Source organism: Micromonospora sp. NPDC005413 (assembly GCF_040606435.1).
Classification (GTDB): Bacteria; Actinomycetota; Actinomycetes; order Mycobacteriales; family Micromonosporaceae; genus Micromonospora.
In genome coordinates, this window is the sequence record NZ_JBEXEV010000006.1 from 133,808 (window position 1) to 145,554 (window position 11,747).

Annotated in this window: 8 protein-coding genes; 4 read left to right on the plus strand and 4 right to left on the minus strand. The window is 73.1% G+C overall.

The genetic code is table 11. From position 1 onward, the window contains the following. Nucleotides 1–12 precede the first annotated feature (12 nt). On the minus strand, nt 13–2,883 hold the full coding sequence (locus ABZS37_RS10795) for a BTAD domain-containing putative transcriptional regulator (RefSeq protein WP_355167679.1): 2,871 nt from the start codon (nt 2,881–2,883) through the stop codon (nt 13–15). 101 nt (nt 2,884–2,984) lie between these two features. Beyond that, nucleotides 2,985–5,054, minus strand: a complete 2,070-nt coding sequence (locus ABZS37_RS10800; protein WP_355167681.1) for an NAD-binding protein — start codon at nt 5,052–5,054, stop codon at nt 2,985–2,987. 94 nt (nt 5,055–5,148) lie between these two features. Between ABZS37_RS10800 and ABZS37_RS10805 the strand changes: the two genes are divergently transcribed. The 4 genes from ABZS37_RS10805 (at nt 5,149) to ABZS37_RS10820 (ending at nt 9,187) form a co-directional block, all read left to right on the plus strand. Beyond that, the gene (locus tag ABZS37_RS10805; protein WP_355167683.1) at nt 5,149–5,637 is read left to right on the plus strand and encodes an MSMEG_6728 family protein; all 489 of its coding nucleotides are present in this window, start codon (nt 5,149–5,151) and stop codon (nt 5,635–5,637) included. 48 nt (nt 5,638–5,685) lie between these two features. Beyond that, complete coding sequence (locus ABZS37_RS10810; RefSeq protein ID WP_355167685.1) at nt 5,686–7,239, plus strand: FAD-dependent oxidoreductase; 1,554 nt, start codon at nt 5,686–5,688, stop codon at nt 7,237–7,239. A gap of 66 nt (nt 7,240–7,305) precedes the next feature. Then, complete coding sequence (locus tag ABZS37_RS10815) at nt 7,306–8,514, plus strand: hypothetical protein (RefSeq protein WP_355167687.1); 1,209 nt, start codon at nt 7,306–7,308, stop codon at nt 8,512–8,514. A 229-nt stretch (nt 8,515–8,743) separates the two neighbouring features. Beyond that, nucleotides 8,744–9,187, plus strand: a complete 444-nt coding sequence (locus ABZS37_RS10820) for an HNH endonuclease (RefSeq protein ID WP_355167689.1) — start codon at nt 8,744–8,746, stop codon at nt 9,185–9,187. 70 nt (nt 9,188–9,257) lie between these two features. Here the strand turns inward: ABZS37_RS10820 and ABZS37_RS10825 are convergent, their stop codons facing one another. Together ABZS37_RS10825 and ABZS37_RS10830 are read right to left on the minus strand one after the other, a co-directional pair. Then, nucleotides 9,258–10,775, minus strand: coding sequence for a serine/threonine-protein kinase (locus tag ABZS37_RS10825; protein ID WP_355167691.1), 1,518 nt, complete (start codon nt 10,773–10,775; stop codon nt 9,258–9,260). 88 nt (nt 10,776–10,863) lie between these two features. Beyond that, nucleotides 10,864–11,637, minus strand: coding sequence for an enoyl-CoA hydratase/isomerase family protein (locus tag ABZS37_RS10830; RefSeq protein ID WP_355167820.1), 774 nt, complete (start codon nt 11,635–11,637; stop codon nt 10,864–10,866). Nucleotides 11,638–11,747: the final 110 nt, after the last annotated feature.

The window sequence follows — 11,747 nt, forward strand, 5'->3', positions numbered from 1 at the left end:
GGCGCTGACGGGTCACGCACCGTCGGCTGACGGCGGCGCGTGAGGCCCGGCTTTCTCCGCTTCGGTGATCTGCTCGAGGACGAGCATGATCTCCGAACGCGTGGCCTCGCCGACGTACCAGCCGGTGAGCCCGCCGGCCAACGCCTCGTCGCAGAACCGCCTCGCCTCGACGAGATCTCCGTGCAGCCGTGCCACCTGGGCGAGGCCGAGCCGGGCCGCAGCAACGAACTCCGGTGCACCGCTGCGCTGCGCGAGGAGCAGCGCAGCGGCGAAATCATCGCGCGCCCCGGCGAGGTCACCGGCGCGTAGCCTGATCTCGCCCCGGGTACGCAACATGTCGGCCTGGTCGACGGCCGATCCGAGTTCCTCGGCAAATCCCATGGCCTGATCCATGTGAGCGCCCGCGGCCTCCGCATCACCCTGCCAGGCGGCGAGTTCACCGAGCGCGCCGAGTGTGATCATGGACCCCCACCGGTCCCCGGCGCTTCGGAAGCCGTCAAGTGCGGTGACCAACGTGGTGTTGGCCCGGTCCCCCTGGCCACCCCACATCTGCGCCGAGCCGCTGCCCATCGCGCCGAGCGCGTTGATCCATACGTCCGGTCCGACCAGCCGCCGCAGCTCCCGCATCAGCTCGTCGACGTGCTCAGCTCCGCCGGACGGCGGCCCGGTCGAGATCCCGGACAGATACAGGAGGAACGGTTGTCGAGGCGGGCGTTCCAGGCTGCGGATCACGGACCCCTGCGTTCCGAGCGACGGCAGGTGGCCAGAACCGGCGAGCGAGGCGTTGTAGACGCAGAGTGCGAACTCCTCGACCAGACCCGGCGGCGCTTTGGAGCCGAGCACGTCGAGGACGTCGGCGGCGAACCGGGCCCCTTCCCCGCGCATGCCGCGCAGCCACCAGTAGAACGACAGGGCAGCGACCATCCCGGCGGCTTCGGACGCGTCACCAGCCGCGGTGGCACGGCGTAGCGCCGCATGCAGGTTGTCCCGCTCAGCGTCGAGCCGTCGCAACCAGTGCAACTGTTCGGCTCGCCGCAGGTGGTCGCTGGCGATCCAGGCGAACTCAAGGAAGTACGCCGCGTGGGCGCGGCGAAGTTGGTCGGCCTCGCCGGCCTCGGTAAGACGCTCGGCGCAGAAGGCGCGGACCGTCTCGAGCATCCGATAACGACCGCCGGTCATTTCCACGAAGGACTTGTCGACCAGACCGGTCAGCGCGTCGACGAACTCGGCGGTGGGCAGGCCGGAGACTCGCCCGGCCGCCTCCAGCGTGGCACCGCCGGCGAAGACGGTCAGCCGGCGGGCCAGCCGCCGTTCGGCGTCGTCGAGCAGGTCCCAACTCCACTCGACCACGGCCCGGAGCGTGCGGTGTCGCGGCGACGCGGCCCGGCTGCCCATCGACAGCAGCCGGAACCGATCGTCGAGACGGGCGGCCACCTCGGCGACGGGCAGCGCCCGCAGCCGTGCGGCGGCCAGCTCGATCGCCAGCGGCAGGCCGTCGAGGCTACGGCAGATCCGCAGTACCACCTCGACGGTGGCCGGCGTGATGGTGAAGTCGGGCGCGACGTCGGCGGCCCGCTGGGCGAACAGCCTGACCGCGGCGTAGTCGTCGACGTCCAGCACCGACACGTCGGGCGGCGGCAGGGTGAGCCCGGACAACGGGCACAACGCCTCACCGGCCAGCCCGAGCGGCTCGCGACTGGTGGCCAGGACGCGCAGCGCCGGGCACGCGCTCAGCAGCCGTGCGGCCAGCCGGGCCGCGTCGGCGATGACATGCTCGCAGTTGTCGAGCACGAGCAGCAGCCGCCGCTCGGCCAGCGCCTCGACCAGTCGGTCGGTTGGATGGCGGCCGGGCTCGGCCGGGGCGCGCAGGCCCGCATCGCGCAGGCCGAGAGCGCTCAGCACCGCCTGCGGTACGTCCGCACCGTGGGCCAGCCCAGCCAGCTCGACGAAGCGGACCTCGCCGTCGAGACGGCCCGCGGCCTCGATCGCCAACCGCGTCTTGCCCGCTCCTCCCGGGCCGGTGAGGGTGATCAGCCTTCGCTCGCCGAGCAATTCCCCAACGCGTTTGAGCTCCTCCTCCCGCCCGACGAACGTGGTGAGCTGGCTCGGCAGTGCCTGTTCGGCTGTCCCCAGCACGGCCGGGCGTTCCTCGCCGCGCAGCACAGACAGGTGAATCGCGGCCAGCGCCGCCGACGGGTCGGCACCGAGCTGCTCGGCCAGCGTGCTCCGGGCGCCCTCGAACTCGGCCAGTGCCTCGGCCGGCCGGCCCAGTGCGGACAGGGCGCGCATGAGCTGGCCCCGCGACCGCTCCCGCAACGGGTGCGCGACGACCAGTTCCCGTAACTCGGCGACCAGCGCGGCATGCGCGCCCAGCGCCAGGTCCGCCTCGATCCGATCGTCGATGGCGGCCAGCCGCAGTTCGTCCAGCCGTGCCGCCTGCGCGGGTGCGCCGGCCGCGTCGAGGACATCGGCCAGGGCAGGGCCGCGCCAGAGCTCCAGCGCCTCGCGCAACACGGTCGCCGCGCGGGGCCAGTCGCCGCCGGCCAGCGCGCTGCGCCCCGCCTCGGCGAGCCGCTCGAACCGGTACGCGTCGACATCGCCGGGATCCACGGCGAGGCGGTAACCGGCCGGGTGGAACTCGACCGGGTTCTGGTGAGCGGGCAGGGCCTGACGCAGCCGCGACACCTGGGACTGGAGCGCGTTGGCCGCACCCCGGGGCGGATGCTCGCCGTACAGGCCGTCGATCAGCCGCTCCGCGGACACCACCCGGCCCGCTTCGAGCAGGAGGAGCGCCAGCAGCGCGCGAAGCCGCGGACCGCCCACGGGGATCTCGCGCCCGTCGGCCAGCAGCACCTGGGTCGGCCCAAGGATGCGAAAACGCATGACACCGATTGTCGCTCACGACCAGCTTGTTCCCGCTGCCCGGTCTGGCGGGACCCGGAGGTCACCGGAACCGCCACCATCCCCGAGAAGTCGCTGAACGGTCAGCCTGATCGTGCCGCAGTGGAGTCCGGTTCGTCCTGGACGCCTGCGTCGTCGCCCGGCTCCACCGGCCGGTGCCCGATGCCCCCGCCCTGGGTTGGCGGCACCCCTCCGACGGCGGGCGACACGGGTGCCGACACCGGGTGGGCCGCGCCGGGCGCAGAGGCGGCGACCTGCTGATCGGTCGGCCCGGGCGGCAGGGCGTGCTCCTCGCCGGGGACGGACGGCGGCCCTGCGGGGCGAACGGCGCCGGGCGGGGTCGGCACGGGCCGGGGCATGGAACCGGCGTGACCGTGCGGCATGGGCACCTTCCCCGGGGCGGGCGGGGCGCACTGCCTGGTCAGCCAGTCCAACCCGCGTCGGCGGGCGACGACGGTGAGCCGGTCGCCCGCGAAGATCACCTGTCGGGGGTCGAGATCCTTCCACCAGATCGTCTTGGCGCCACCCGCCGGAGTGCGGGCGATCAGGCGGACCTGCCCGTCCCGGTTGACCATGCCGAGCGGTCGGCCGTCCAGCTCGGAGCCGGCGGCGACCGGCACCTCGGCGACCGGCAGCGCATGCCGGTCGACCGGGATGGTGGTGATCACCGCGCGTTCGGTGAGCGCCCCGATGAAGGCCGGAGCCGCCAGGTAGGAGACCGACCGGGACACACCGAGGGCGAAGGTCTCCTCCACCCGTTCGGCGAAGTCACCGTCGAAGAACCGCAGCACCACCCGCAGGTCGTCACGGAGATCGCGGGCAGCGAGCGCCGCCTCCAGGTTGGCCACGTCGTCGGTGGACGCCACCACCAGCGCCTGGCAGTCGGCCACCGACGCGGCGACCAGCGTCTCCGGCAGCGCGGCGTCGCCGACGATCAGCGGCACCTCCAGTTGGCGTGCCAGAGCAGCCCCTCGCGGCTCCGGATCCTTGTCGATCGCCACCACCTCGACGTCGTATTCGCGAAGCTGCGCCATCACCCGGGTGCCGACGTTGCCGAGGCCGATCACCACGACGTGCCCGACCCGCGCGGGCTGCACCCGGCCGGTGTGCAGGGCCAGCCGCGCGTTGACGATGCCGTCCACCACGACGGCGGTGATCAGCGGTATCAGCGCCAACCCGGCCAGGTTGAGCACCACCTGCATGATCTGCGCGTCGGCCGCCTTGTCGGTGTCGGGGTCGGCGCCGCTGAGGGTGGTGACCAGCGTCAGGTACAACGCTTCCAACGGGGTGACGTCCTCGGCTCGGGAGATCAGCGCCCCCAGCACCGCGATCAGCGCGAGCACCAGCATCACCGCGATGCCGATCTTGCGGGTGGCGAAGCCGCGTACCGCGCGCAGCAGCACCGCGACCGGACGACGTCGCTTACGGGCCCGGACCAGCCGACGGGCGGCAACCTCGGTGCCCGGTGGCTGCCCGGTCGCCTCGGCCAGCACCAGGTCGGCGCCGGCCTGCTCCAGCGGCAGCAGCTCCACCCTCTGCGCCTCACTGAAGTGCGCCAACGCGCAGACCACATCCTGCGGTCGGACGTCGGCCCGCCGCGCCACCCGCAGCGTCTTGTCCCGATGTTGGAAGGAACTCGGGTCGACCTCGCCGAGCGCGGCGGCCACGAACGCGGGCGCGGCCATCTCGGCGTCGGAGAGCACCTCGACCGGAGCCTTGAGCAGTTTGCGCACGCCGTCAGCGAGGGTGCCGTTGAACATCCGCAGCACCTGACGGACCCGCTGGTCGACGGCCTGGGCGCAGAGCGCGGCATGCAGGTTGCCGACATCGTCCTGGTGCAGCAGGGCCAACCCGGCCGCTCCGGCCAGACCGGCGGCCTCGAAGGTGGCCACGTCCAGGCGATCCGAGCGGACCACCCGGACCCCCCGCAACCCCGCCACGTCCGGGCCGTTGCTGCGGTAACGCTCGGGCACCACGACGGTCACCCGGGCCCCACCCGCCGGCAACTCGGATTCGAGCATCGCCCGGGCCACGTAGTAGGCGAGCGCGTCCCGCCCACAGATCACGTAGTGCGGGCGCGGATCACCAGCCGACCGAAGCCGCCAGTTCCACTCGACCGCCCGTCGCGCCCGGTCCCGCCACGGCTCCGCCATGCCCGGATCGTAGTCAGGACCACCACGGTGGGCGACCCCGTCCGGATCATCCCCGACCAGGCATGTCGGCCCGGGCGAGGGGTAGAGCAGCGGCATGCAGACGTTCCTCCCGTACCCGGACTTCCTGGCCAGCGCCCGCACGCTGGACCAGAAGCGGCTGGGCAAGCAGCGGGTGGAGGCCATCCAGGTGCTGCGCGGGCTGACCCGACCCGGGTACGGCTGGCGCAACCACCCGGCGGTGAAGATGTGGGCCGGGTACGAGGAGGCGCTCACCCGCTACGGGCTGGACATGTGCGCGGTCTGGACCGAGCCGGGGCGGGCCGACACCTGCGCCACCACGATGACCGTCGACCTCGCCGCCGCCTGCGGACCGGGCGTCGTGCGTACCCAGATCGAGTTGGCCGAGGCCGGTGAGCTGCCACCCTGGCTGGGCCGCGACGACCTGCACCTGAGCCACCGCTCGTCGCTGCTGCGCAAGGACCCCGCGCACTACCGCCCCATCTTCGGCGACGACGTTCCGGGGGACCTGGAATATGTCTGGCCCGACTCCGACCGGACCCGTCGCTGCCTACCCAGCGACTGACCGTTCGGTGCGGCAGACTGGAGACTCTGTCGGCTCGGGAAGGTGCTCATGGCGCTGTCGCAAGTGATGGGACGGCTCATCGGCGTACGCCAGCACCAGGTGGACCCGGGCGGCGGTGGCGCCGACCGCGTGCCGCGACCGACCGCGGCGGTGGTGGTCGGTGGCGGCATCGCCGGCATGTCGGCGGCGGTGGTGCTGGCCGAGCGGGGTGTGGCGGTCACGGTGCTGGAGGCGGCACCGACGCTCGGCGGTCGACTGGGCGCCTGGCCGGAGGCACTCGCCGACGGCAGCCAGCAGAACGAGCACGGCTTCCACGCGTTCTTCCGGCAGTACTACAACTGGCGGTCCATCCTGCGCCGGATCGACCCCGACCTGGGCTTTCTCAAGCCCATTCCGGGCTACCCGATCCTCAGTGAGCAGTGGCCGACCGAGGAGTTCGGCAGGCTGCCGCCCGCACCGCCGGCGAACCTGCTCGCGCTGCTGCTGCGCAGCCCCAGCCTGCGGCTGGGCGACCTGCGACTGATGGACCGGGACGCCGCGCTGCCGTTGCTCAGCTACGACCCGGTACGCACCTACGCCGAGCTGGACGACACCACCGCCGACCAGCTGCTGGCGTCGCTGCGGCTGCCGGACCGGGCCCGGGCCATGCTGTTCGAGGTCTTCTCGCACTCGTTCTTCAACCACGAGACCGAGATGTCGGCCGCCGAGATGGTCGCCCAGTTCCACTTCTACCTGCTCGGCAACCCGGAGGGGCTGGCGTTCGACTGCCCGGACGAGGACTACGCCACCGCGATCTGGGAGCCGCTGACCCGGCACGTGGAGAAGCACGGCGGCCGGGTGCTCACCAGCTCCGCCGCGACCGGGGTGCACCGCGACGCCGACGGCTGGCGGGTGTCGACCGCCGACGGCGGCAGCCACCCGGCGGGCCACGTGGTGCTGGCCGTCGACCCGCCGGCGCTGGCCGCGCTGGTCAGGGCCTCCCCCGACCTGGTCGAGCAGGCACCGGAGCTGGCCGCGCGGATGCCCACCTTCGGCACTCCCGGCCCGCCGTACGCGGTCGCGCGGTACTGGTGTGACGGGGACGTGGCCGCCGAGCGGGCGGTGTTCAACGGTGTGTCCCGGCAGCCCACTCTGGACTCGGTGACGCTCTATCACCGACTGGAGAACGAGTCGCGGCGCTGGGCGCGGCAGACCGGCGGGTCGGTCATCGAGCTGCACGCGTACGCCTGCGAAGCGGGGGTGCCGGCCGAGGAGCTGGCCGAGCGGATGCGCCGCGAGCTGGTCGCGCTCTGGCCGGAGGCCGGCGACCTGCGGGTCCGCGAGATGCGGGCCCGGGTGGAGGCGCAGGCACCGGCGTTCACTCCGGGCAGCCACGCCTGGCGACCGGGGGTACGCACCGACGCGCCCGGCCTCTACCTGGCCGGCGACGGGATCGCCACGGACTTCCCGAGCGCCCTGATGGAACGCTCCGCGGCCACCGGCATCATCGCCGCGAACCACATCCTGCGCGCCGAGGGTGGTGCGGCAGAGGCGGTGCGCTCGATCCGGCCGCGCGGGCTGCTGGCCCGTCGCGGTGGACCAAAGCGACAAAACCCTACATAACCATCGGTACGCTGCCGTACGCTCGATTGATCAACCGTCGATGACCGGGCGGGAGGGCAGCGGAAGATGTCACCACTGCACCGCGCCGGCGCGGAGAACCATCCATCGATCGACGAGATCGGCCGCGACGACGCGTACCCGCTGATCCGCGACGAACGCGCCTGTGTCGTCACCGCACTACGGCTCGGCTGGTGGATGGCGGACGCCTACCACCACGGGCAGCACGCGGAGCTGGGCGCTCCGGTCGAGGCCCGCCCGGCCGTACCGCCGGCCAAACTCTCCAACCTCACCGAAATGTCCGCCCAACGGCGAATGCGGATGTACCTCGACGGGGTGGACGTCGCCCTGGCTCAGATCGCCGAACTCACCCGGCACAGCGGGCCGGTGCCCGACACGTCTGCCGCCCGGGCCCTGCTCCCCGACCTGGGCCGACCCGACGCCGCCGACCCGGTGCCGCTGCTGCTCGCCCTCGACGACCTCAACGTGGAGGTACTCCGCTGGGCGATGGCCACCAACCACCGCGTCGGGCTGGCCTACCGGCTGGGCCGATCAGTGGCCGACACCGTCCGAGCCGGCGACGCCGCCCAGTTGCTGAGGCAGTTCGGCGGCCGGCAGATCCAGATCAGCCGGTGGTTGGACGAGTTGGCCAGCGTGCTGCCGCCGTACTCGGCCGCGGTGGTGCGCCGGTCGCTGGCCGCCTGGGCGACAGCGGTCGACCGGGCCGGACACGGCTACCAGACCGGGCCGGCGCCCGCCGAGCTGAGCCGGGCGCTGCGCGGTCAGGGTGACCTCTGGCGCGACGTGCTCACCGGCGGCCTGCACCCACGCGACCTGCTCGATGAGGAGGACTACGCGGTGATCGCCAGGAATCTGATCATCCGGGACCGGCGACTGGTGGCGCAGGCGGCACGGGGCATCTTCTGGCCGGTGCTCGTACCCCTGCTGTTGGTGCTCTTCGCGGTGGTCGGCGTGAGTGCCGCCGCGGCCGCCGGCTCACCGACCACCCGGGCCACCGTCGCCCTGGTGGGCCTCGGAGCCGGACTGGCCGCGATCTGGCGGTCCGTCTCCGGGCCGGCGCTGATCGTCGCAGGCGAGGTCAACCGGCCCCTGCTGGACAGCGAACTCACCGCGCGGATGGCCCTGCGGCTGAACCGGCCACTGACCACCGCCCAGGTCCCGGCGAAAGCCGCTCCCCGGACCCGCCGTCAGCGCCGCGCCGGGGAGGCCGCCCGATCGAAATACGTTGCCCGCACCTCCCGCATCGACCTACCGTGATCGCGCAAGGTCAACCACACCCGTTGGAGCAGCTCATGACGATGTCGCACGTCACCACCGTGCCCTCGTCGACGCTGTCCGGCGACGGTTGCCGAGCGGAAGGTCCCCGGGCGGGCCGGCCCGACTGACGCGTTCCCGTACGCGCCGAGCCGCCCGTCCGACAGCCGGACCGGGCGGCTCCTCGCTGTCCGGAGCAGTTCGTCCGTCATCGCTCTGAAGGGAGATCCCGGTGGACGCCGTCCTCGTCATCAACGCCGACCTCGGCCCGCTGCACCGGGTCACCGTTCAGCACGCAGTCCGGATGCTCTGCCGCCGGGTGGCCGAGATCCACGAGGCCGAGCCGGATCAGGTGATCGGCGTCTTCCCGATGCCCCGGGTGGTGCGCCTCGTCCGCTACGTGGTCACCCGGTGGCGATTCAGCTCCGGGCCGGCCTGGTCCCGGGCTGGCGTGCTGCGCCGCGACGAGCGGTGCTGCGCGTACTGCGGTGGCCCGGCGTCGACCATCGACCACATCCTGCCCCGCTCGCGCGGCGGCCGGAACACCTGGCGAAACACCACTGCCGCCTGCTACGGCTGCAACCAGCGCAAGGGCGACCGGACGCCAGCGGAGGCGGGCATGCCGCTGCGCCGTGAGCCGGTGAACCCGGGCTGGTCGGCGCTGGCGGGGCGGTGACGGACCGGCCGGCGGGAACGGGGGGCCGTGTCGGGGGTACGCCTCCGGCGCGGCACCCGCCGGCCCCCGGTCAGGCGGCGCGCTCCTTGACCTTCGGTTTCGGGCGGCCGTTGGCGCAGTGCACCCGGATCTCGCTGCGATGCTCGGCGGAGGTCAGTTCGACCTGGATCCGCTTCGCCGGGCCCGGGTCGTACGCCGCCGCCTCGTATCCGGGCGCGAGTGTCACCGCGACCACCTCGGCTGAAGCCCCGAGGCAGCGGACGGTGACCGTCCCGCCGAGGGCGTCCACCGGCATACCGCCAGAAGGGGTGGGCGTCGGCGCGACCCCGCTCGGGGTCGGTCGCGGGATGGTGGCAGTCGGGCCCGGGGCACCTGTCCCGCCCGGACCGGTCGGGGGGCCGTTCCGGGATTTGGACGCAGTGTTCCTGGCTGACGGGACGGCGGACGGTCGGGGGTCGACCGCGGCGGCCGGCTCATCAACGCGTGGCATCCCCACCGAGGTGGTGCCCGGGCCGATGCCGATCGATGGCACATCCTGCCCCTGCCGACGATTGCTCGAGTCGCCGAGCGACCCGGCCATCGCCACCGCGGCGATCACCGCGCCGGAGACCGCCAGCATGACCCGCTGCCGACGCCGCGACCACCGCCCGGAGGTACCGGTACCGCTTGTCGGCTCCGCCGGATCGGCGGTCGCGGTGTCCGTCTGCTCGACGGCGCATGTCGCCGGTCCGGCCGCAACGGCAGCCGGACCGGACGCGGTTCCGCTGACGGCGGCCACTGCGGTGGAGGCGACGAGCAGGATGCGGGCCGCCTCGACGGCCGGTGGCCGGTCGGCGGGGTCGCGCGCCAGGCACCAGCGGTAGAGCCGGTGCACCTCGGGCGGCACGCCGTCGATCTGGGGCAGTGGGTCCGGCTCGACGTGCGGGTCCACGCGGAGCATCCCGGTCTGCCCCTCGGCATGCCACGGCAGCCGGCCGGTGAGCACCCGGCGCAGCAACAGGCCAAGGGCGTACACGTCACAGGCTGGCAGCACCTCACCGGCCTGCAGTCGTTCCGGGGCGAGATAGGCCGGCGTTCCCAGCAGCCGCCCCTCGAAGTCGATCTCCGACTCGCCGGCTGCCGCCGCGATGCCGAAGTCGAGCACCTTGGCGCCGGTGGGCGTGAGCATCACGTTGCCCGGCTTGATGTCGCGGTGGACCAACTCCTGGGCGTGTGCGGCGGCGAGGGCGGAGGCCACCTCGGCGCAGACCCGCAGACCCGCGCGGGGCGGCAGCGGCCCGGCCGTCAGCCGTTGTTCGAGAGTGTGGCCGTCGAGCAGCTCCATCACCACGAACGGGACCTGGTTGGTGTCGACCGGGGACTCGCCGAAGTCGTAGACGCTCGTTACGTGCGGGTGCGACAGCCGGGCTGCCGCCTTGGCCTCGCCCCGGATCCGCTGCCGGGCGTTGGCATCCGAGGTGACGAGCACCTTCACCGCGACGTCCCGTTCGAGCACTTCGTCGTACGCCCGGTGCACCGTCGACATGCCGCCACTACCGAGACGCTCCAGGAGCCGGTAGCGGCCCGCAAGCAACTGATCACGCTGCACGACTGACAGACTGCCGTATCACCACCATGACGCACCAGTCGGGTATCGAACCAGCCCGATACGACGCCGTGGACTGCTGGAGACGGACTCAGTCGGCGGTCGGCGGCTGCCAGGCGAAACGGGGCGTACGGCGTTCGGCGACCGCCGCCACACCCTCCCGGGCCTCGCCGCTGGTCGCCACCTTCCGATGCCACCAGGCGATCCGGGCCGGGCCGGCCCGGTCGTCGACGATCTCCTTGGCGGCGGCGATGCTCAGCGGCGACCGCTGGGCGATCGTCGCGGTCAGGTCGTCCACCCGCGCGGCGAGCCGGTCGGCCGGCAGTACCTCGTCGACCAGGCCGATCCGCAGGGCGCGCTCGGCGTCGATCAGGTCGGCGGTGAACAGCAGATGCTTGGCGGCGGACGGGCCGACCAGCCGGGCCAGCCGGCGCGTGGTCGGTGCCGGATAGACCAGCCCGAGCCGGGCCGGCGGTACGCCGAACCGGGCGTCGTCGGCCGCGATCCGCAGGTCACAGGCGACCGCGAGCTGACAGCCACCGCCCACGCAGGCGCCCCGGATCGCCGCCACGGTCGGCTTGGCGAAGCGGGCCAACCGTTCCTCGGCGGCCACCGCGATGCTGGCGTCACCGGCGTCCAGCAGCTCGGACAGGTCGCCAAGGTCGGCGCCGGCGCAGAAGGCATCGCCTGCGCCGGTGAGCACCAGCGCCCGGACGTCGGGGTCGGGCTCCAACCGGTCGAGCAGTTCGGGGAGCTGGCGCCACATGGCGGCGGTCATCGCGTTGCGCCGGGCGGGATGGTGGATTACCACGGTCGCCACCGGTCCCGTCACCTCGACGGTCAACTCCGCGTCCGACACGTCCACCCCTTCCCGCGCCACCTGTCCGACGCCGCCGATCTGGCCCGCCGGCAGCGTGCGCCGGTCCGGCGACCATAACGGCGCGGACCCGGCGACCACCGTCGAGGGGTGGCCGC